Genomic DNA, 19,448 nt, shown 5'->3' with positions numbered 1-19,448 from the left:
GGCGGCGGCGTCGAACCGGTGTGCCCCCGGACGCCGTCACCCGACGGCCACCCCCAGTTCGCCGCAGGCCGTGCGCAGCCGGCGGACGCCCTCGGTGATCTCGGCCGGGCCGGCCGCGGCCGCGAAGCTCAGCCGGAGGTGCCCGGCCGACGGCTCGGCGGCGAAGTACGGGCGGCCGCCCGCGACCGCCACCCCGGCGCGCAGCGCCGCGTCCGTCAGCGCGGCCTCGTCGGCACCGTCCGGCAGCCGCAGCCACAGCTGGTAGCCGCCGCACGGCACGTACGGGCCGCCGTCCGGGCCGGGGATGCCGGCGTATGCGGCGCCGGGCCCGGCGAGGGCCGGCAGCCGGTCCCGCAGCGCCGCGGTCAGCGCGTTCCGGCGGGCGGTCAACTCCCCCGCGATGAACCGGAGATGGCGACCCCAGGCGGGCGATCCGACCAGCTCCAGGGCGGTCTCCTGGAGCGGCTGGGGCACGAAGAAGTTGTCGACGACCTGGATGGCGCGCAGCCGGTCCCGGACCGGACCGCGGGCGGCCAGGGCGGCCACCCGCAGATTGGGCGAGGTGGCCTTGGTCAGGGAGCGGATGTGCACGACGGTGCCGTCCCGGTCGTCCGCCATCAGGGTCGGCGGCAGCCCGGCCGCGTCGTCGTGGACCAGCAGCCGGGCGAAGTCGTCCTCGATCACGAAGGCGCCGGCCGCCCGGGCCACCCGGAGCACCTCGCGCCGCCGCTCGGCACAGAGCACCGCCCCGGTCGGGTTCTGGAACAGCGGCTGGCAGACGAAGAGCCGGGCGCCGCTGGCCCGGAAGGCGTCGGCGAGCAGGTCCGTCCGTACGCCGTCCGCGTCCACCGGGACCGGCACCGGGCGCAGCCCGGAGGCACGGGCGACGGCGAGCATGCCGGGGTAGGTGGGCGATTCGACGAGTACGGGTGCGCCGGGCGCGGCGAGCGCGCGCAGTGCGGCGGTCAGCGCGTTCTGGCCGCCCGCGGTGATCTGCACATCGCTCGCGGCGAGCGCGCCGCCGGGGCCGCCGATCTCCCGGGCGAACCAGGCGCGCAGCTCCGGTACGCCGTCGACCGGGGGCCGCGTCCAGGCGCCCGGCCGGCGGCCGGCCCGGGCCAGGGCGGCGGCGAGGGCGCGTTCGGGCTGCAGATCGGGGTGCAGATAGCCGCCGTTGAGCTCGATGACGCCGGGGGCCGGGCGGGCGAGGGTGGCCACCACGCCCGACGCGTCGACGCTGCGCGGCACCTGGTCGCCGCCCGGTTCGGCGCTGAGCGCGATCTCCTGCCAGGAGGTGTCGACCGGCCGGGGGGCCGCGACGGCGGGCTCGGCCCGGAAGGCGCCGGCGCCGGGCCGGGTGGTGACGAGTCCCTCGGCGACGAGTTCGGCGAGGGCGCGGGAGACGGTCACGGGGCTCACGCGATGCCGCTCCACGAGGGCCCGGCTCGACGGCAGCTTCTCTCCCGGAGAGTAGCGCTTCAGTTCGTTCCTCAGGCTCGCGGCCAGCTCAGCCACGCTGCTACGCTCTTGCATGAGAAGCAACGATAGCGCTACTACCGCCACGGCGATAGCGGTGAACGCCCCCGCCCCGTCCTCCGCGACCGCCGTCGCCGGCCCCGCCACCGCCGCTTCTGCGACCACCGCGCCGGCCGGTCGCACCCCGGCCGGCCGCGGGGCGCTGCTCGCCGGCCTGGGCGTGGCGTCCTTCTCCCTCACCTTCCCCGGGACCGCCTGGGCGCTGGAGGGCATGGGGCCCTGGACCGTGGTGATGCTGCGCAGCGTGCTGGCCGCCGCCCTCGCCGGCAGCGCGCTGGCCGTCCTCCGGGTGCGCCTGCCGGAGCGCCGCCACTGGGCCGGGATCGCGGTCGTGGCGGGCGGCGTGGTGCTCGGCTTCCCGCTGCTGACCACCCTGGCGCTGCAGACCTCCACCACCTCCCACGCGGCCGTCGTGGTCGGCCTGCTGCCGCTGACCACCGCCGCCTGCTCGGCCCTGCGCACCGGTGCCCGCCCGTCCCGCACCTTCTGGGTGGCGTCCCTGGTCGGTGCCGCCGTCGTCCTCGGCTTCGCGGTGCAGCAGAGCGGCGGCGCCCCGGGCCGGGGTGATCTGCTGCTGTTCGCGGCGCTGCTGGTGTGCGCGGCCGGCTACACCGAGGGCGGCCGGCTGGCCCGCCACATGCCGGGCTGGCAGGTGATCGGCTGGGCGCTGGTGCTGTGCCTGCCGGTGACGGTGACGGGCGCGGCGGTCGCGCTGTCCACCGAGCCGCTGCGGCTGACCGCGCACGCGGTCACCGGGCTGCTGTGGCTGGCGGCCGGTTCGCAGTTCCTGGGGCTGATGGTCTGGTACCGCGGGATGGCCGTGATCGGCGTCTCCAAGGCGAGCCAGCTCCAGCTCGCCCAGCCGCTGCTGACCCTGGTGTGGTCGGTGCTGCTGCTCGGCGAACGGCTGCCGCCGGCCGCGCCCCTGACGGCGCTGGCGGTGCTGGCCTGCATCGTGGTGACCCAGCGGGCCCGCGGGTGACCGGCCCGGGCACGGCGCCCCGGCCCGGCCGCCGGTTCCGGGGAACCGGCGGCCCGCTCCCCGGGTGCGCCGCGCCCCCGCGGACGTAAACTTGCCGCGATGGCAGATAGCGCGCCGTCCGGGCCGCGCCAGGCCCGTAACCCCTGAAACCGTTGGCCGTTCAACCGCTCGGCCGTCCCCTCGTCGGCCGTTCGGGTCGCATGGCCGCCCGAAGCGGGGAGGACCCTGATGCACGCGACCAAGGGCGACCGGCTGGTGGTGCACGGCAGGACCGTCGGGCACCACGACCGGGTCGTGGAAATCGTCGAGGTACTGGGCACGAACGGCGATCCGCCCTACCGCGTCCGCGCGGAGGACGGACACGAGGCGATCGTGTCGCCCGGGCCCGACTCGGTCGTCCGGCACGCCAAGACCTCCGACGTCGAAACCGGCCGCTGACCCCCCTCGACCGACCGGCCGAGGACCCACCGGGGCCCCGCGGCCCCGCCACCCGACCCGCGCCGCGCGGACCGGCCCGGGGCACCGCCCCTAGGACCGTGCCGCGCTGCCGTAGTGGTCGCGCACGACCCGGGCCAGTGCGCCCACCCGGTCCTTGGCCACCTCCTTCGCCGAGAAGTAGACGTGCCCGCCGACCTGGGGGTAGCGGCGGGCGAAGGTGAGGTGGCGGGAGAGTTCCGCCGGGTTCTTCCAGCCCGCCGGCTGGCTGTCGCCCGCCTTGTACAGCGCCTCACCGATGTAGAGGTCGACGCCGGTGCCGTCGACGGTCCGCGACCACCACGGCACCAGTTCGGCGTAGTCGGCGGCCTTGGTGCCGATCGGCCAGTAGACCTGCGGCACGATGTAGTCGAGCCAGCCCTCGCGCACCCACCGGCGGGTGTCGGCGTAGAGGTCGTCGTAGGCCTCGATCCCGGCCTGGGTCCGGGAGCCGTTCTTGTCCGTGGCCTGGTTGCGCCAGACCGCGAACGGGCTGACGCCGAACCGCACCTTGCGGCCCTCCTGTTGGCCGCCCTCGCCGAGCCGCTGCGCCATCTCGTACACCAGCCGGTCGATGTTGTCCCGCCGCCAGTCGGCCCGGTTGTCGAAGTCCTCGCCATAGGTGTCGTAGGCCTCGTCGTCGTCGAAGCGCTTGCCGGCGACCGGATACGGATAGAAGTAGTCGTCGAAGTGCACCCCGTCGACGGAGTAGTGCTCCACCGCGTCGAGCATCGCGTCCTGGACGAACGTGCGGACCTCGGGCAGACCGGGGTTGTAGTACAGCTTGCCGCCGTAGGGCACGATCCACTCGGGGTGCCGGCGGGCCGGATGGTCGGCGGTCAGCCGGCCCGGGTCGGTGTGGTTGGCGACCCGGTACGGATTGCACCAGGCGTGCAGTTCGAGGCCGCGCCGGTGCGCCTCGCGGACCGCGAAGTCCAGCGGGTCCCAGCCCGGATCGCCGCCCTGCCGCCCGGTCAGCGACTCGGCCCAGGGCTCGTACGGGGACGGCCAGAGCGCGTCCGCGGCGGCCCGCACCTGGAAGAACACCGTGTTGAGCTTGTGCGCGACCGCCGCGTCGAAGTGGGCGCGCAATTCGCGCTGCTGCGCGGCGGCGGTCAGCTTCGTGCGCGAGGGCCAGTCGAGGTTGCCGACGGTGGCCAGCCACATCCCGCGCATCTCGCGCCGTGCCGCTCCCCCGGCCGGTCCGGCCGCCGCCCCCAGCAGTGAGCCCGCCATGCCGATCGCCGCCCTGCCGAACACCCTGCGTGTGATCCGTCTCATCAAAAGTCCCCAGATTGTCCGGTTCGTCCCGTCCTGCGGGCTCAGAATGCCCGCCCCGGAAGCCATGACCCAGCACCGCGCGGAGTAACGTCGGGGCCGAGGCGGCCGCCGGACCCTTACGGCGTACCGCCGCTCCCGAAGATCAGCGAAAGGCACGAGGTGACGGACATCGAACGCGTCGGAGTGGTCGGTTGCGGCCAGATGGGCGCAGGCATCGCCGAGGTGTGCGCCCGCGCCGGGCTGGACGTCATGGTCGCCGAGACCACCGGCGAGGCCCTGGAGCTGGGGCGTACCCGCCTGACCAACTCCCTCGGCAAGGCCGCCGAACGCGGCAAGATGACCACCGAGGAACGCGACGCGACGCTCGACCGGCTCAGCTTCACCACCGACCTCGGGGAGTTCGCCGACCGCGACCTCGTCATCGAGGCCGTGGTGGAGAACGAGCAGGTCAAGACCGAGATCTTCCAGGTTCTCGACCAGGTCGTCAGCCGCCCGGACGCGATCCTGGCGTCCAACACCTCCTCGATCCCGCTGGTGAAGCTGGCGGTGGCCACCTCCCGCCCGGACCAGGTCATCGGCATCCACTTCTTCAACCCGGCGCCGGTGCAGAAGCTGGTGGAGCTCATCCCGGCGCTGACCACCGGCGAGGAGACCATCAAGCGCTCCGAGGCGCTGGTCCAGAACGTGCTGGGCAAGCACGCCATCCGCGCCCAGGACCGCTCCGGCTTCGTGGTCAACGCGCTGCTCATCCCGTACCTGCTCTCCGCGATCCGGATGTTCGAGTCGGGCATCGCCAGCCGTGAGGACATCGACAACGGCATGGAGCTGGGCTGCGCCCACCCGATGGGCCCGCTCAAGCTGTCCGACCTGATCGGCCTGGACACCGTCGCCTCGGTCGCCGCGTCCATGTACGAGGAGTACAAGGAGCCCCTGTACGCCGCTCCCCCGCTGCTCCAGCGCATGGTCGACGCGGGCCGCCTGGGCCGGAAGTCCGGTTCGGGCTTCTACCCGTACTGAGTCCGGACCCCGCACACCCCAGGGCCGGCGGACACCGTCCGCCGGCCCTTCGCCGTTCACCGGGCATCAGGCACCCGGGCGTCGCCATGTTCCTCACCCGCTGCGCCCGTTGAGGGTGGTGAACCCCGCTCCCCACGGGGCGTGCACTCCCGCGGCGGGGATCGGTACGGCCGGATCGTGGTCCGTGCCGTCCGCGCAGAGCAGCACGAACGCGACGTCGTCCGGCAGCCGCCCGCCCGCATGCCGCAGCAGCGCCTCCCGTACGTCGTCCACCACCCCGGCCGGCGAGGGGCCGGGCGCCCCGCCGGCCGTCGCCACGCTGCGGTGCAGCCGCTGCGTCAGCGGGAAGAACTCCCCGGCCCGGTCCCGGGCCTCCACCGCACCGTCGGTGTGCAGGAACAGGCCCTCCCCGGGCCGCAGCCGCCCGCAGCACACCGGTGCCTCGTCCGCGGGGAGCGGGAACAGTCCGAGCGGCGGCATCGGCTCGCCCGGGGCGAGCGGCGTCACCGGGTCCACCGCCCGCCACACGATGCGGTACGGCCAGGGGTGCCCGCAGTTGAGCGCCGTCACCGCGCCGTCCGGGGCGATCTGCACCAGCAGCAGCGTCACGAACTCCTCCCCGGCCGGGCCCGCCGCACCGCCGCCGTCCGCCGGGTCCGCCCGGCGCGCCCGCTCCCCCAGATGCCGCTGGTGCGCCCGCTCCAACCGCCCGAGCACACCGGCGAGTTCGGGCTCGTCGTGCGCGGCCTCGCGGAAGCTGCCGAGCATCGCCCCGACCGTGCCTATGGCCTCGAGGCCGTGCCCGCGGACGTCGCCGATCACCGCCCGGACGCCGTACCGGGTCCCGACGACCTCGTAGAGGTCCCCGCCGACCACGGCACCCTCGCTCGCGGAGAGGTGGTCGGCCGCCAGGACCAGCCCGCCGATCCGTGGCGGCAGCGGCCGCAGCAGGACCCGCTGGGCGGCCGTGGCGACCTCGCGGGTGCGCTCCAGCTCGCGCAGCAGCCGCTTCCTGCGGCCGGCCGTCAGATAGCTGGCGCCGACCACCGCGAGGACCGCCGCGCAGGTCATCACGCGGGTACCCGGGCCGGGGCCGGCGTCGTTCGCGCCGAACGGGACCAGGGCGGCCAGCGCGCACACCCCGCCGAGCACAACGCACTGCCGGCGGCCGGTACCCGCACAGGCGATGGCCGGCGCCGCGGCGAGGAGTTGCAGCAGCCGGCCGCCGGTCGGCTCGCAGAGCTCCCAGGTGACCACGCCCAGCACCCAGAGTCCGGGCAGCACGAGGACGAAGCCGCGCCGGGCACGGCTCGCCCCGTCGCGTGCGCCTGCCCTCGCCCAGGCTCGGATCATGCCGATGGTCCCCCCAGCCGGTGGTTCTGGTTCGACCGGATCGATTCTCGCGACGTTCCGTATCCGTTCCACGACGAAACGTACATCACCACCCGATTGGGTGATGGTGTATGGATCGGATCGTCGACAAAACGACGCGGCACGCGAAGAGGGCGTGGACGGCCGTTGCCGTCCACGCCCTCCACCGGGCTCGTGCGCGGATCAGCCGCGCAGCACCGCTCCGGTCCGCTCCACGGCCGACGCCACCGCCGCGTCCCGGGCGGCCGACGCCTCCTCCGCGGTCAGCGTGCGGTCCGCGGCGCGGAAGCGCAGCGCGTACGCCAGCGACTTCTTGCCGGCCCCGAGCTGCTCACCGGTGAAGATGTCGAACAGCCGCAGCGACTCCAGGAGTTCACCGGCGCCGTCGCGCAGCGCGGCCTCGACGTCCGCCGCCGGGACGGTGTCGTCGACGACGAGCGCCACGTCCTGGGTGGCGACCGGGAACGAGGAGATCTTGGGCGCCTTCAGCGGGCCGGTGCCGGCCCGCTCCAGACGGTCCAGGTCGATCTCCATCGCGCAGGTGCGCTCCGGCAGGGACAGCGCCTTGATGACCCGCGGGTGCAGCTCACCGGCGTTGCCGACGAGGACCTCCTCGCCGTCGACGACGGCGATCAGCGCCGCGCACCGGCCCGGGTGGAACGGCGCGTGCTGGTCCTGACGGACGATCAGCTCGACGCCCGCCTCACGGGCGACCGTACGGCCGGCCTCGATGGCGTCCGCCCAGTCGGACGGTCGGCCGCCGCCCCACCAGCCGGGCTGCTCGCGGTGGCCGGCGAGGACCACCGCGGCGCGCCGCGGCTGCTGCGGCAGCGAGGCGTCCAGCGAGGCGATCTCGTCGTCGGTCGGCCGGCGGTCGACGACCAGCCGGCTGGCCGGCTTCTCGTCACCGCTCGCCCGGAAGACCGGACCGGTCTCGAAGAGCGCGAGGTCGTGCGTGCCCCGGCCGTAGTTGCGGCGCAGCGTGCCCAGCAGCCCGGGGATCAGCGTCGTGCGGAGGTCGGGCTCCTCGTCGGAGAGCGGGTTGACGAGGGTGACCGCCGAGCGGCGCGGGTCGTCCGGCTCGATGCCGAGCTGGTCGAGGACGTGCGAGCCGGTGAACGGGTAGTTCAGCGCCTCGACGTAGCCCGCACCGGCCAGCGCCCGGCCGACCCTGCGGTGCAGCCGCTGACGCTCCGTCAGGCCGCGGCCGGCCGGCGGCTTCGGCAGGGTGGAGGGCAGGTTCTCGTAGCCCTCCAGCCGGATGACCTCTTCGGCCAGGTCGTTGGGGTCGGAGAGGTCCGGCCGCCAGGACGGCACGCTGACGACCAGCTCGTCCTGGCCGTAGACGTCGCAGCCGACCTGCTGGAGGCGGCGGACGACGGTCTCCCGGCCGTAGGTGACGCCGGCGACCTTGTCCGGGTGGTCGGCCGGGATGGTGATCGTGCGCGGCCCGCGGGGCGAGACGACCTCGGTCACGCCTTCCCCGGCGGTGCCGCCGGCGAGCAGCACCAGCAGGTCGACGGTGCGCTGGGCCGCCGCCGACGCCGCCTCCGGGTCCACCCCGCGCTCGAAGCGCTTGGCCGCCTCGGAGGACAGCTTGTGCCGGCGCGCCGTACGGGCGATGGCGATCGCGTCGAAGTGCGCGGCCTCGATCACGACGTCGGTGGTGCCGCGCAGCCGGCCGGTCTCCGGGTCGGTGACCGGCGCGGCGATCTCGGTGTTGGCACCGCCCATGACACCGGCGAGCCCGATGGGGCCGCGGTTGTCGGTGATGACCAGGTCCTCGGCGTCCAGCGCGCGCTTGGTGCCGTCCAGGGTGGTCAGCTTCTCGCCGGGGGTGGCGCGGCGGACGCCGATCGGGCCCTCGACCGTGGCGCGGTCGTAGGCGTGCAGCGGCTGGCCGAGCTCCAGCATCACGTAGTTGGTGATGTCGACGGCGAGCGAGATCGGGCGCATGCCGGCCTTCTGCAGCCGGCGCTGCATCCACAGCGGGGTGCGGGCGCCGGGCTCCAGGCCGGTGACCGTCCGCGCGGTGAAGCGGTCGCAGCCGATCGGGTCGGCGACCTGGACCGGGTAGCCGGCGGCGTTCGGCGGCGGGACGTCCAGCAGCGCCGGGTCGCGCAGCGGCAGCCCGTAGGCGGTGGCGGTCTCGCGGGCCACGCCGCGCATCGACAGGCAGTAGCCGCGGTCCGGGGTGACGGCGATGTCCAGCACCTCGTCGACGAGCTCCAGCAGCTCGATGGCGTCGGTGCCGACCTCGGTCTCCGGCGGCAGCACGATGATGCCGTGCGAGCCGTCGTCGCCCATGCCCAGCTCGTCGCCGGAGCAGATCATGCCGTGCGACTTCTTGCCGTACGTCTTGCGTGCGGCGATCTTGAAGCCGCCGGGGAGCTCGGCGCCGGGGAGGACGACCACGACCTTGTCGCCGACGGCGAAGTTACGGGCGCCGCAGACGATTTCCTGGGGCTCGCCGGTGCCGTTGGCCCGGCCGACGTCCACCGTGCAGAAGCGGATCGGCTTCTTGAAGCCCTCCAGCTCCTCGATGGTCAGCACCTGGCCGACGACGAGCGGGCCCTTGAGGTCCGCGCCGAGGCGCTCGACGGTCTCGACCTCCAGGCCGACCGCGATGAGCTTTTCCTGTACGTCCCGGCCGGTCTCCGTCGCCGGCAGGTCGACGTACTCCCGCAGCCAAGAAAGCGGGACCCGCATCAGATCTCCATCCCGAACGGCCGGGTGAACCGGACGTCGCCCTCGAACATGTCGCGCATGTCTTCCACGTTGTGCCGGAACATCAGCATCCGGTCGATTCCGAACCCGAAGGCGAAGCCGCTGTACTTCTCCGGGTCGACGCCGCAGGCGATGAGCACCTTGGGGTTGACCATCCCGCAGCCGCCCAGCTCGATCCAGCCCTCACTGGAGCACGTGCGGCACGGACGGTCGGGGTTGCCCACGGACTCGCCACGGCAGACGTAGCAGACCATGTCCATCTCGGCGGACGGCTCGGTGAACGGGAAGTAGTTCGGCCGCAGCCGGGTCTTCATGTCCGGGCCGAACAGCGCCCGGACCATGTGGTCGAGGGTGCCCTTGAGGTCGGCCATGGTCAGGCCCTCGTCGACGGCGAGCAGCTCGATCTGGTGGAAGACCGGGGAGTGCGTGGCGTCCAGCTCGTCGGTGCGGTAGACCCGCCCCGGGCAGACGACGTAGACCGGCGGCTCGCGGTCGACCAGGGTGCGGGCCTGGACCGGCGAGGTGTGGGTGCGCAGCACGACGCCGGACTCGTCGTCCTGGGCGCCGTTGGCCTTGACGAAGAAGGTGTCCTGCATCTGGCGCGCCGGGTGGTCCGGCACGAAGTTCAGGGCGTCGAAGTTGAACCACTCCGCCTCGACCTCGGGGCCCTCGGCGATCTCGTAGCCCATCGCGACGAAGACGTCCGCGACCCGCTCCATGAACGTGGTGAGCGGGTGCCGGGCGCCGGCCGGGACGCGGTCGTAGGGCAGCGTGACGTCCACCGCCTCCTCGACCAGCACCCGCGCGTCGCGCTCCGCCTCCAGCTCTTCCTGGCGGGCCTTGAGCGCCTGGTTGAGGCGGCCGCGGGCCTGGCCGACGCGCTTGCCGGCGTCCGCCTTGGCGTGCGGCGGCAGGGCGCCGATCTCCCGGTTGGCGAGGGCGAGCGGCGAGCGGTCGCCGGCGTGGGCGACCTTCACCTCGCGCAGCTCCTCCAGATCGGCCGCGGCGGCGATGGCGGCCAGCGCCTCGTCCAGCCGGGCGGCGATCTCTTCCGGTTTCAGGGCTTCGACCTCGACAGGGTCGTACGACTTATTGGGTGCGGACATCTCTTCCCGTGCTTCCGGTGGACTGGCTTGGCTTGGCTCGCTTCGCCTCGGCTCTTCGATCACATGGGTCGTATGCGCCGAGCCCGCGCTGCGCCCGCGATGCCTGTGCGCCAAAGGTGCCAAAGGTCAAGTCTAAGGGGGACGGGCCGCGCGGCAGGCCCGAGGTCCCCTGTGCGGGGCGCCCGCCGCTTCCCCTCAGGCCAGGAAGGCCGGAGCCGCGACGGGCAGACTAAATCGGAACTGGGCGCCGCCGGCGGGCGCCCGGCCGACCGTGATCGTGCCGCCGTGGGCCTCGACGATGCCCTTGACGATGTAGAGGCCCAGGCCGGTGCCGCCGCGCTTGCTGCCCCGCCAGAAGCGGGTGAACACGCGGCTCATCGACTCCTCCGGGATGCCGGGGCCCTCGTCGCTCACGGTGACGCTCGTCCCCTCCGTGCTGGTCGCGTCCGTTACCGGTCCGACCTCGATGGTGACCGTTCCCTCGCCGTGGCGCACCGCATTTTCCAGGAGGTTGCCCAGCACCTGGTCCACCTTGTCCGGGTCCGCCCACAGATCGGGCAGGGGTTCCCGCATCCGGATCAGGAAGCGGTCCGGCCGCTGGCCCGCGGTGGTCTGGGCCTGGACGTGCCGGCGCACCGCGGCGAGCATGTCGACCCGCTGCCGACGCACCTCCAGCCGCCCGGAGTCGATCCGGGAGATGTCGAGCAGCTCGGCGATCAGACGGGTGACGCGGTTGGCGTCGGCGTCCACCGTCTCCAGCATCAGCCGCTTCTGGTCGTCGGTGAAGCGTTCCCACTTCTGGAGGAGGGTGGCGGTGAAGCCCTTGACGGAGGTCAGCGGCGAGCGGAGCTCGTGGGCGACGGTGGCGATCAGCTCGGCGTGGCTGAGCTCGGTGCGGCGCCGGGCCTCGGTGCCGCGCAGCGCGATCACCAGCCGCTCGACCGGCCCGCCCGGCCGGCCGCGGACGTAGCGGGCGGAGACCAGCACCTCGCGGCCGCCGAGCAGCAGATTGCGCTCGGGCTGGCCGCGGCGGATGGCCAGGCCGCCGTACGGATCGGTCAGCCGCCACCACCGGCGGCCCTCGATGTCCTGGAGCGGCAGGGCCTCCTCCAGGGGGCGGCCGAGCGCGTCCTCGGGGGCGAGGCCGGTGATCCTGGCGGCCGCGGCGTTGAAGCAGCTGACCCGGCCGGTCGCGTCGGCGACCACCAGGCCGTCCGGAAGGTCGTCGGGGTCGAGCCCGAGCCCGGTCTCCGGGGCGGTGGACGCCACCGCGCGGGCCGGCGGCGGGCCGCCGGGCGGTCGGTCGGACGGGCTGCCGTCAGCGCGTGCTGTGATGCCGGAAGTCCTCACACTCATCCCCGTTACCCCCTTCCGGGCCCCCGGGCACGCAAGACTACTAGCTCGCCTCGGATGTGCCGGGCGTTCCGGTGGACGCCCCTCAGGCGGGTGACGCGGAGCGGCAGCCGCCGGGGCCGCGCTGGGCGCGGGCCGAGGCGTAGAGGCAGACCGCGGCGGCGGTGGCGAGGTTGAGGCTCTCGGCCCTGCCGTGGATGGGGACGCGGACGACGGCGTCGGCGAGTGCCCGGGTCTCCTCGGGCAGGCCCCAGGCCTCGTTGCCGAAGACCCAGGCGGTGGGCCCGCCCATGGAGCCGGCGTCCAGCTCGGCGTCCAGGTCCCGGTCGCCGGCGCCGTCCGCGGCCAGGATCCGTGCGCCGGCGCCCTTGAGTCCGGCCACCACCTGCTCGACCGGTACGCCGACCGCGACCGGGAGGTGGAAGAGGGAACCGACCGACGCCCGTACGGACTTGGGGTTGTAGAGGTCGACGGAGGCGTCGGTGAGCACCACGGCGTCCGCGCCGGCGGCGTCCGCGCAGCGCAGCACCGTACCGGCGTTGCCGGGGTCGCGGACGTGGGCGAGCACCGCGACCAGCTTCGGGCGGGCGGCGAGGATCTCCTCGAAGGGCGAGTCGAGGAAGTGGCAGACGCCGAGCAGGCCCTGCGGGGTGACCGTCTGGGAGATGTCGCCGATGGTCCGGTCGTCGGCGAGGTGCACCCGGACCCCGGCCGCGCGGGCCGCCCCGACGATCTCGTGGTGCCGCTCGGCGGCCTCGACGGTGGCGAACAGCTCGATGAGCGTGGCGGCGCCGTCCGTGCGGTGCGCGATGGCCTCCCGTACGGCCTGCGGGCCCTCGGCGATGAACCGGCGCTCCTTGCCGCGGAAGGCGCGGCGGGCCAGCCGCCGGGCGGCGGTGACGCGCGGGGAACGCGGGGAGATCAGCTCGGGGGTGCCCATGGGCGGCGGCTCGCTTCTGTGGTTCGGTGCGGGGGCCGGGGCCTGGCGGCCCGGGCCGGAAAAGCGGCGGACCCGCAGGCCGGGGCCTGCGGGTCCGATCACGACGGCGCCACGACCGCGTCGGTCGTCACGGCCACGTCGTCAGGCTGGTGTTGTTCAGGCAGCCTTCGGGGCGTTGACGTCGCTCGGCAGGGCCTTCTGGGCCACCTCGACGAGCGCGGCGAACGCGTTGCTGTCGTTGACCGCGAGGTCGGCCAGGATCTTGCGGTCCACCTCGATGTTGGCGGCCTTCAGACCCTGGATGAAGCGGTTGTAGGTCATGCCGTTGGCGCGGGCAGCGGCGTTGATGCGCTGGATCCACAGCTGACGGAAGTCGCCCTTGCGCTTCTTGCGGTCGTTGTAGTTGTAGACGAGGGAGTGGGTGACCTGCTCCTTCGCCTTGCGGTACAGGCGGGAGCGCTGGCCGCGGTAGCCGCTGGCCTGCTCGAGGATCGCCCGGCGCTTCTTGTGGGCGTTGACTGCCCGCTTGACGCGTGCCACTTGTTAACTCCTTGTAGCGGGGCCGTGGTTGTCGTCACACAGCCCGAATCGATTGAGTCCCGGTCCGAGTCGCGCACCCCGCCCGGTCAGCGGGGCGCGGCGACTCACTTGCCGAGAAGCTTCTTGATCTTCGCGGCGTCGCCCGGGGCCATCTCGGCGTTGCCGGTGAGGCGACGCGTCACGCGGGACGACTTGTGCTCGAGCAGGTGGCGCTTGCCGGCGCGCTCACGCAGCACCTTGCCGGAGCCGGTGACCTTGAAGCGCTTGCTGGCACCGCTGTGCGTCTTGTTCTTCGGCATGCGCCGTTCTCTCCTCGTCAGTGGCGCTCCCACCGGCACGGGCCGGCTGGCGGGAGCGTCAGATGTATCGGTTGGTGTCCGGGGCGGGTTGCCCCGGCATGAATCCGGGGCTCTCGCCCATGGATCACGCCTCGGCGGGCTCCCCGGCGGGCTCCTCCGCGGGAGCACCACCCTGGCGCTCCGCCTTGCGGGCGGCCTGCGCCTCACGGGCCTCGGCCATCGCCTCGGTCTTCTTCTTGTGCGGACCGAGGACCATGATCATGTTGCGGCCGTCCTGCTTCGGGTTCGACTCGATGAAGCCGAGCTCCTGGACGTCCTCCGCGAGCCGCTGCAGCAGTCGGAAGCCCAGCTCGGGGCGGGACTGCTCGCGACCACGGAACATGATCGTGATCTTGACCTTGTCACCCTGCTTGAGGAACCGGACGACGTGACCCTTCTTGGTGTCGTAGTCGTGCGGGTCGATCTTCGGCCGGAGCTTCATCTCCTTGATGACCGTGTGCGCCTGGTTCTTGCGCGCCTCACGGGCCTTCATGGCCGACTCGTACTTGAACTTTCCGTAGTCCATGAGCTTGCAGACCGGCGGACGGGCGTTCGCCGCCACCTCGACCAGGTCGAGGTCGTACTCCTGCGCAAGCTCCAGGGCCTTGGCAAGCGGCACAATGCCGACCTGCTCGCCACTGGGACCGACGAGTCGCACCTCGGGGACGCGAATCCGGTCGTTGATGCGGGGCTCGGCGCTGATGGATCCTCCTCGGTAGCACCACGCGACGGCCTGGCGGACTGCCGCGTAACGTCTGTTCGGTGTGACCAACCGCGCCGGTACATGAAAAATGCCCCGGACGGGACACAGGCGGGGCTCCACATAGATCTGGAGCACCGCCGCGAAGTCTCCGCGGGGCGCAGCCGGACCGTTGACCCGCCAACCTGAGGTCGGCCGGGTGGGAGAACGGAGCCTCCACTTGTGGGCCGGTCACATGCGTGTCCGGCCGGTCGGAACACCAGAATACACGAGTCAAGCCCCGGCCCCCACTCGTACGCCGCCGCGCGGGCGCCGCCCGTCAAGGGTGACACTCCCGGGCGCCGGGCCCGAGGAGGGGGGCCATAGGCTGGAGCCGACCCCTCCTCAGGAAGAAGCCCTTAAGACATGAGCGACCAGACCCCGCAGCCGTCCGACGCCCCCGAGCCGTCCGGCGCCCCGCACGCGGCGAGCCCCGACTTCGATGCCATGACCCGGGACATCGCGGACGTCCCGGCGGTCGAGGTGATCACCACCGTCGCGGTGCATCTGATGAGCTCGGCGGCGGTCAACCTGGGGCTCGCCGAGGGCGGCGAGACGCACAAGGACCTCGACGAGGCGCGCAAGCTCATCCAGGCGCTGGCCGGCCTGGTCACCGCCAGCGCCACCGAGATCGGCTCGTACCACGCGGCACCGCTGCGGGACGGCCTGAAGTCGCTGCAGCTGGCCTTCCGCGAGGCCTCGGTCGTCCCGGACGAGCCGGGTCAGGGCCCCGGCGAGAAGTTCACCGGGCCGGTCTACGGCTAGTCCGCGCCCCTTCGCGCGACGCGACGAGCCCCGGCCGGTGCGGCCGGGGCTCGTCGTGTTCGGTGGGCCGGTTCGCCGGGCCCTCCGAGGTCAGACCCGTTCGCCGGGGCCAGCGGTGGGCTCGCGGGGCGAGACCTGGTCGGCGACGAGCACCGGTTCCTGCGGCGGGTGGGTGACCTGGTGGACCACCGCGGCGATCGCACCGCCGATCAGGGGCGCGACGATGAAGAGCCACAGCTGGGTGATGGCGGCGCCGCCCGCGAACAGCGCCGGGCCGATGGAGCGGGCCGGGTTCACGGAGGTGCCGTCCAGCGGGATGCCGATGAGGTGGACGGTGGCCAGTGCCAGACCGATCGGCAGGCCGTCGAAGCCGATCACGGCGACCCGGTGGGTGACCGCCAGCACCACGAAGACGAACAGGAAGGTCATCACTATCTCGGCGACGAAGGCACCGCCGAGGTTGAGGTGCACCGCCGAACGGTCGCCCCAGCCGTTCGTGCCGAAGGCCCCGTGGGTCTGCAGGCCCGGGACCTGCTTGGCGACCAGGAAGAGCAGCGCGGCCCCCACGACGGCGCCGAGGATCTGGGCGATCCAGTACTCGACGGCCGTACGGAGGGTGATGCGGCGGGACAGCAGCATGCCCAGGGTCACCGCGGGGTTGACGTGGCTGCCCGAGATCGGGCCGAGCGCGTAGGCCAGGGCCACCATGGTGAAGCCGAAGGCCAGGGCGATGCCGAAGGTGCCGATGTACTCGCCGGCCAGCACCGCCGAGCCGACGGCGAAGAACACCAGGAGCAGCGTGCCGAGGAATTCGGACACGACGGTGCGGGTCACGACCGAAGGGGTCTCCGTTTTCTCCATGTGGGCCCTCCTCGCGTGGATCTTGAGCTCTCCTCGCATTGTGCGGCCCAGGAGGCGAACCCGCCCGTCGGCGATCACCCGGACCGCCGTGGCACGGGACCGGGACGGAGCCCGTCAGCGCTGGTAGAGCGGTTCCCCGGTGGTCGCCGCACCGGGCGGCAGGAGCGCCAGGTCCAGGCCCCGTACGAGCCGGGCGCGCAGGACCTCGTCGGAGGCCAGCGCCTGCGCCAGCCGCTGGGCGACCTCGGCGGTGGGGGCGTCGGCGGCCAGGCCCAGGGCGAGGGTCCCGTCGGTCTCCCGGGACGGTGCGAGGCGGGCGGCGAGGACGGCCGGCTCGGCGGCGAGGAGGGCGCGCAGGGCCTCGGTGACGGCCGGGTCGGCGAGCGGGTCGGCGGTCGTCCGGCCCTCGGCGAGGGCGCGCAGCGCGGGGCCGGTGAGCTGGTAGGTGACCGGGCCGGCCAGGTCGATCACGACGGTGTCGGCCTTCTCGTGGGAGGCGGCCAGCAGCGCCTGCTGGAGCGGTACGGCCACCGGCCGGGCGTCCGGGCGCCAGCGGTGCAGGGTCTCCGTGCCGGTGAAGGCGGGGAGGGCACGGCGGCCGTCCGGGGCCTGGAGGGTGGGCACGGCCATGTCGCTGGTCTTCTCGTGCCGCAGCCCGTCGGGTCCCGTCTCGACCTCACCGAGGATCGCGACGACCGGCACGAGGAGGCGGGCGCCGGCCAGGGCGGCCAGCAGCGCGGGCTCGGCGGACCGGTCGGCGCCGTAGGCCGCCAGGGCCGCGGCGAGGGCGGGATCGGCGGACCCGTCGTCGTCGGAGAAGGGCGAGTCGGGAATGTTCTTCTGCACGTGCCCGAGCGTATCGGGGCCTCGGCGGACGTTTTCGGCTGGCCCGTCGTGGTGGTTTCTCGCCGTTGTGCTTTGCGGTGCCGCGTACGTACCTGGCTTTCCCGCCGTGGGGCTTGCTCGCCGTTGCGCTTTGCGGTGCCGCGTACGTACCTGGCTTTCCCGCCGTGGGGCTTGCTCGCCGTTGCGCGCTTTGCGGCGCCTCGCACGTACCCGTCTGCGGCGCCGTAGGGGTTCTCGCCGTGGCGCCTGCGGCGGGCTGGGTTGTTTTTGGGTGCGGTGACGGGCCTCCGGGGCCGGTTGTGGGGACTGCTGACGCTTTACGTCCCCACAACCGGCCCCTCCGGCCCGTCCCCTCCCGTAGGAGGGGACGTTAAGGACGGTGGGGGCTGGGGCGGGTTCGCCAGAGGAGGGTGGCCGCTGCCACGAGGGCCACACCCGCGGCACCGGTGGTCCATGGGAGCCAGTTGGTCGGGGTGTCCTCGGGGGCGGGTGTGGTGGGGCCGGGGCCGAAGTACTGGTGGCCGTAGGCGGCGGGGGACGGCTTCTGGGGGGTGGCCCGGAGGCCGTCCGCGGCTCTGAGGGCGGCGGCGGGGTCGATCAGGCCCGCGCCGTAGTCGTCGTCGCGGCCGCCCTGGGGCGTGTCCTGCGCGGTCGACGTGAGCAGGCGGCGGATCTGGGCGGGGCTCAGGCCGGGATGCGCGGAGCGGATCAGGGCGATGGCGCCGGAGGTGAAGGCCGCGGCGGGGCTGGTGCCCCAGCCGGAGAGGTAGCCGTCGTTGTTGCCGGCCATGAGGATGTCGTCGCCGGGGGCGCTGACCGTGGCGTACCAGTGGCGGGTGGAGAAGTGGGCGCGGTCGCCCTGGCGGGTGACGGCGGTGGTGGCGATGACGCCCGGGTACGCGGCGGGGTAGGAGACGTGGTTGCCCTTGTCGCCGCCGTTGCCCGCGGAGGCGACGACGGAGATGCCCTTGCCGAGGGCGTACTGGATGGCGGCGTCCTCGCGCGGCTCGGGGTGGGCGGACTCGCTGTCGTCACCCAGGGACATGCTGATGACGTCGGCGCCGTGGTCGGCGGCCCAGCGGATGCCGTCGGCGAGCGCGCCGGCCTTCTCCGTGCGGGCGCGTTCGCGCTGCGGGTCGTTGTCCTCCAGGATCACCCGGACGGGGAGGATCTTGGCGGCCGGGGCGATGCCCAGCACGCCGTCCTGGCGGCCGGCGCCGTGGCCGTGGCCCGCGATGACGCTGGCCATGCCGGTGCCGTGCCGGGCCCAGGCCGCGTCGCCCGGGCCGGCGCCGAAGCCGACCAGGTCCTTCTCGGGCAGGACCTGGCCCTTGAGGTCGGGGTGGTTGGCGTCGACGCCGGTGTCCAGGACGGCGACGGTGACGCCCTCGCCCTTGGTGGTGCGCCAGGCCTGCTGGGCGTGGACGGCCTGCAGGCCCCACTCCTGGGCGCGGATGGCGTCGGCCCGGGCGGGTACGGCGGGCAGGACGGTGAGCGCGGCGGAGGCCAGGGTGAGGGCGGCCGCGCGCAGCGGGGTCTGCGTCATGGCGCGTCCTCCCTGGGCTGGGTGGGGGTGCCGGCTGCCGTGCGGAAGTCGTTCTCGATGCGGTCGGCGAGGTCCTTGGCGTCGTGGCCGAGCCCGGATTCGGCGGGGGCGGTGGTGGTGCCGGGGCGGACCGCGGCCTCGGCGGGCTGCGGCTCGGTGACGGCGCGGCCGTCGGCGAAGCCGGAGACCGCGTAGACGATCACCGGGACGTCGGTGAGCACCCGGACGGTCCAGCTGGCCCGCTGGGGGCGCCCGAAGCCCTCGGCGGGGGTGCCCTTGGGGGCGTACGGCACCGGCATCAGGTCGGTGCGGTCGGCCAGGCTCTTGGTGCTGAAGCCGGTGTTGAGGGCGAGCATGCCGGCCGGGTCGGTCCGGGTGGTCTGGGCGCCGACGGTGATGACGCTGGAGCGGGTGGCGTCGAGGTAGGTGGCACGCAGCAGGCGGACGCAGCCGGCCCGGGCGAGGGCCTGGGCGAGCTTGGGGTCGTAGGCGCCGGTGCAGTCGCTGTCGGGGGCGACCGCGATCCGGGTCCAGGTCCGGTCGGCGCCGCCGGGGCCGACGCCCAGGCCCTCGACGGTGCGGGGGAAGAGGGTGTCGACCGGGGTGTTGCGCCAGGCGTCGCGGCCCTTGGCGAAGGTGGCCTGGGCGGTGGGCGGGGCGTCCTGGGGGTCGTCGGTGAGCCAGCTGCCGGCCGCGGCGCCGCCGAGCAGGCCGATGCCCAGGACGAGGCAGGCCGCGGCGGCGAGCACCCGGCCGGCGGGGCGGCGGCCGGCGGGGAACCGGCGGGTGGGTGCCGGGCCGGGGACAACTCCCCGTGGTGGGCGGGGAGTTGTGGGCCAGGGCTGGTGCGGGGCCGCGGACGGGCCGCCCGGCGGCGGGGTGGGCGCCGGGCCGGCGGGTTCCTGGGGGCCGTTCCACAGGTTCTGGCTGTTGGCCAGGTGGAAGGCCGCGGTGTCGCGGAACGCGGCCGGACGCCCGGCCGGGCGCGGCGGCGCGGCGGGGGCGGGCGGCGACGGGGGGTGGGGT

18 protein-coding genes are annotated in these 19,448 nt (G+C 73.9%); 4 read left to right on the top strand and 14 right to left on the bottom strand.

Annotation, left to right across the window (positions count from 1 at the left end; all coding sequences use genetic code 11):
- Positions 1 to 36 precede the first annotated feature (36 nt).
- On the bottom strand, positions 37 to 1,533 hold the full coding sequence (locus V2J85_RS35480) for an aminotransferase-like domain-containing protein (RefSeq protein ID WP_261952486.1): 1,497 nt from the start codon (positions 1,531 to 1,533) through the stop codon (positions 37 to 39).
- Between V2J85_RS35480 and V2J85_RS35475 the strand changes: the two genes are divergently transcribed.
- Positions 1,532 to 2,518 carry a DMT family transporter gene (locus V2J85_RS35475; protein WP_261952485.1) on the top strand — a complete coding sequence of 329 codons (987 nt, stop codon included), beginning with the start codon at positions 1,532 to 1,534 and terminating at the stop codon, positions 2,516 to 2,518. The two genes, V2J85_RS35480 and V2J85_RS35475, sit on opposite strands and share 2 nt — an antisense overlap.
- A gap of 228 nt (positions 2,519 to 2,746) precedes the next feature.
- Entirely contained in the window at positions 2,747 to 2,956 is a 210-nt protein-coding gene (locus V2J85_RS35470) for a DUF1918 domain-containing protein (protein ID WP_261952484.1), read from the top strand.
- Positions 2,957 to 3,046: 90 nt separating this feature from the next.
- Here V2J85_RS35470 and V2J85_RS35465 read toward each other — a convergent pair whose 3' ends face one another.
- Entirely contained in the window at positions 3,047 to 4,273 is a 1,227-nt protein-coding gene (locus tag V2J85_RS35465) for a glycoside hydrolase family 10-like protein (RefSeq protein WP_330823837.1), read from the bottom strand.
- Between the two features lie 159 nt (positions 4,274 to 4,432).
- Here V2J85_RS35465 and V2J85_RS35460 point away from each other — a divergent pair, with 159 nt between their 5' ends.
- Positions 4,433 to 5,290 (top strand): 3-hydroxybutyryl-CoA dehydrogenase, encoded by an 858-nt coding sequence (locus V2J85_RS35460; RefSeq protein WP_261952482.1) that lies wholly within the window; start codon positions 4,433 to 4,435, stop codon positions 5,288 to 5,290.
- A 93-nt stretch (positions 5,291 to 5,383) separates the two neighbouring features.
- Here V2J85_RS35460 and V2J85_RS35455 read toward each other — a convergent pair whose 3' ends face one another.
- The 8 genes from V2J85_RS35455 to infC all read right to left on the bottom strand — a co-directional run bounded on the left by V2J85_RS35455 (position 5,384) and on the right by infC (position 14,437).
- The gene (locus V2J85_RS35455) at positions 5,384 to 6,643 is read right to left on the bottom strand and encodes a PP2C family protein-serine/threonine phosphatase (RefSeq protein ID WP_330823835.1); all 1,260 of its coding nucleotides are present in this window, start codon (positions 6,641 to 6,643) and stop codon (positions 5,384 to 5,386) included.
- A gap of 201 nt (positions 6,644 to 6,844) precedes the next feature.
- A complete protein-coding gene (pheT, locus tag V2J85_RS35450; protein WP_330823834.1) occupies positions 6,845 to 9,370 on the bottom strand; it encodes a phenylalanine--tRNA ligase subunit beta in 2,526 nt (841 codons plus the stop codon).
- Entirely contained in the window at positions 9,370 to 10,494 is a 1,125-nt protein-coding gene (gene pheS / locus V2J85_RS35445; protein ID WP_261952479.1) for a phenylalanine--tRNA ligase subunit alpha, read from the bottom strand. Before pheS ends, pheT begins: the two co-directional genes overlap by 1 nt.
- A 195-nt stretch (positions 10,495 to 10,689) precedes the next feature.
- Positions 10,690 to 11,850 carry a sensor histidine kinase gene (locus V2J85_RS35440; protein WP_330823833.1) on the bottom strand — a complete coding sequence of 387 codons (1,161 nt, stop codon included), beginning with the start codon at positions 11,848 to 11,850 and terminating at the stop codon, positions 10,690 to 10,692.
- An 82-nt stretch (positions 11,851 to 11,932) separates the two neighbouring features.
- Complete coding sequence (locus V2J85_RS35435) at positions 11,933 to 12,787, bottom strand: TrmH family RNA methyltransferase (RefSeq protein ID WP_261952477.1); 855 nt, start codon at positions 12,785 to 12,787, stop codon at positions 11,933 to 11,935.
- A 156-nt stretch (positions 12,788 to 12,943) separates the two neighbouring features.
- A complete protein-coding gene (rplT, locus tag V2J85_RS35430; protein ID WP_030413047.1) occupies positions 12,944 to 13,327 on the bottom strand; it encodes a 50S ribosomal protein L20 in 384 nt (127 codons plus the stop codon).
- Between the two features lie 104 nt (positions 13,328 to 13,431).
- On the bottom strand, positions 13,432 to 13,626 hold the full coding sequence (gene rpmI, locus V2J85_RS35425; protein ID WP_016576627.1) for a 50S ribosomal protein L35: 195 nt from the start codon (positions 13,624 to 13,626) through the stop codon (positions 13,432 to 13,434).
- 124 nt (positions 13,627 to 13,750) lie between these two features.
- On the bottom strand, positions 13,751 to 14,437 hold the full coding sequence (gene infC / locus V2J85_RS35420; protein WP_078866077.1) for a translation initiation factor IF-3: 687 nt from the start codon (positions 14,435 to 14,437) through the stop codon (positions 13,751 to 13,753).
- 333 nt (positions 14,438 to 14,770) lie between these two features.
- Between infC and V2J85_RS35415 the strand changes: the two genes are divergently transcribed.
- Positions 14,771 to 15,169 (top strand): DUF1844 domain-containing protein, encoded by a 399-nt coding sequence (locus V2J85_RS35415; protein WP_261952476.1) that lies wholly within the window; start codon positions 14,771 to 14,773, stop codon positions 15,167 to 15,169.
- A 90-nt stretch (positions 15,170 to 15,259) separates the two neighbouring features.
- Here the strand turns inward: V2J85_RS35415 and V2J85_RS35410 are convergent, their stop codons facing one another.
- From V2J85_RS35410 to V2J85_RS35395, 4 genes are all read right to left on the bottom strand, one after another.
- Positions 15,260 to 16,030 carry an MIP family channel protein gene (locus V2J85_RS35410; protein WP_261952475.1) on the bottom strand — a complete coding sequence of 257 codons (771 nt, stop codon included), beginning with the start codon at positions 16,028 to 16,030 and terminating at the stop codon, positions 15,260 to 15,262.
- A 114-nt stretch (positions 16,031 to 16,144) separates the two neighbouring features.
- Positions 16,145 to 16,876: an SseB family protein gene (locus tag V2J85_RS35405; protein WP_330823832.1), complete on the bottom strand. Its 732-nt coding sequence runs from the start codon at positions 16,874 to 16,876 to the stop codon at positions 16,145 to 16,147.
- Between the two features lie 370 nt (positions 16,877 to 17,246).
- Complete coding sequence (gene mycP / locus V2J85_RS35400; protein ID WP_330823831.1) at positions 17,247 to 18,422, bottom strand: type VII secretion-associated serine protease mycosin; 1,176 nt, start codon at positions 18,420 to 18,422, stop codon at positions 17,247 to 17,249.
- A partial coding sequence (locus tag V2J85_RS35395; protein WP_330823830.1) for a hypothetical protein occupies positions 18,419 to 19,448 on the bottom strand: 1,030 nt, incomplete at its 5' end. The genes mycP and V2J85_RS35395, both read right to left, overlap by 4 nt.

This window comes from Streptomyces bugieae, from assembly GCF_036352915.1.
GTDB classification, from domain to species: Bacteria; Actinomycetota; Actinomycetes; order Streptomycetales; family Streptomycetaceae; genus Streptomyces; species Streptomyces endophytica.
Note: the sequence above shows the minus strand (reverse complement) of the source record. Positions and strands in the feature narration are given on the sequence as shown.

Bases quoted from the DNA above. Each gene is read 5' to 3' on its own strand.
- V2J85_RS35475 (WP_261952485.1), top strand. From the start codon at position 1,532: ATGAGAAGCAACGATAGCGCTACTACCGCCACGGCGATAGCGGTGAAC.
- V2J85_RS35480 (WP_261952486.1), bottom strand. From the start codon at position 1,533: ATGCAAGAGCGTAGCAGCGTGGCTGAGCTGGCCGCGAGCCTGAGGAAC.
- V2J85_RS35470 (WP_261952484.1), top strand. From the start codon at position 2,747: ATGCACGCGACCAAGGGCGACCGGCTGGTGGTGCACGGCAGGACCGTC.
- V2J85_RS35465 (WP_330823837.1), bottom strand. From the start codon at position 4,273: ATGAGACGGATCACACGCAGGGTGTTCGGCAGGGCGGCGATCGGCATG.
- V2J85_RS35455 (WP_330823835.1), bottom strand. From the start codon at position 6,643: ATGATCCGAGCCTGGGCGAGGGCAGGCGCACGCGACGGGGCGAGCCGT.
- pheT (WP_330823834.1), bottom strand. From the start codon at position 9,370: ATGCGGGTCCCGCTTTCTTGGCTGCGGGAGTACGTCGACCTGCCGGCG.
- pheS (WP_261952479.1), bottom strand. From the start codon at position 10,494: ATGTCCGCACCCAATAAGTCGTACGACCCTGTCGAGGTCGAAGCCCTG.
- V2J85_RS35440 (WP_330823833.1), bottom strand. From the start codon at position 11,850: ATGAGTGTGAGGACTTCCGGCATCACAGCACGCGCTGACGGCAGCCCG.
- V2J85_RS35435 (WP_261952477.1), bottom strand. From the start codon at position 12,787: ATGGGCACCCCCGAGCTGATCTCCCCGCGTTCCCCGCGCGTCACCGCC.
- rpmI (WP_016576627.1), bottom strand. From the start codon at position 13,626: ATGCCGAAGAACAAGACGCACAGCGGTGCCAGCAAGCGCTTCAAGGTC.
- V2J85_RS35415 (WP_261952476.1), top strand. From the start codon at position 14,771: ATGAGCGACCAGACCCCGCAGCCGTCCGACGCCCCCGAGCCGTCCGGC.
- V2J85_RS35410 (WP_261952475.1), bottom strand. From the start codon at position 16,030: ATGGAGAAAACGGAGACCCCTTCGGTCGTGACCCGCACCGTCGTGTCC.
- mycP (WP_330823831.1), bottom strand. From the start codon at position 18,422: ATGACGCAGACCCCGCTGCGCGCGGCCGCCCTCACCCTGGCCTCCGCC.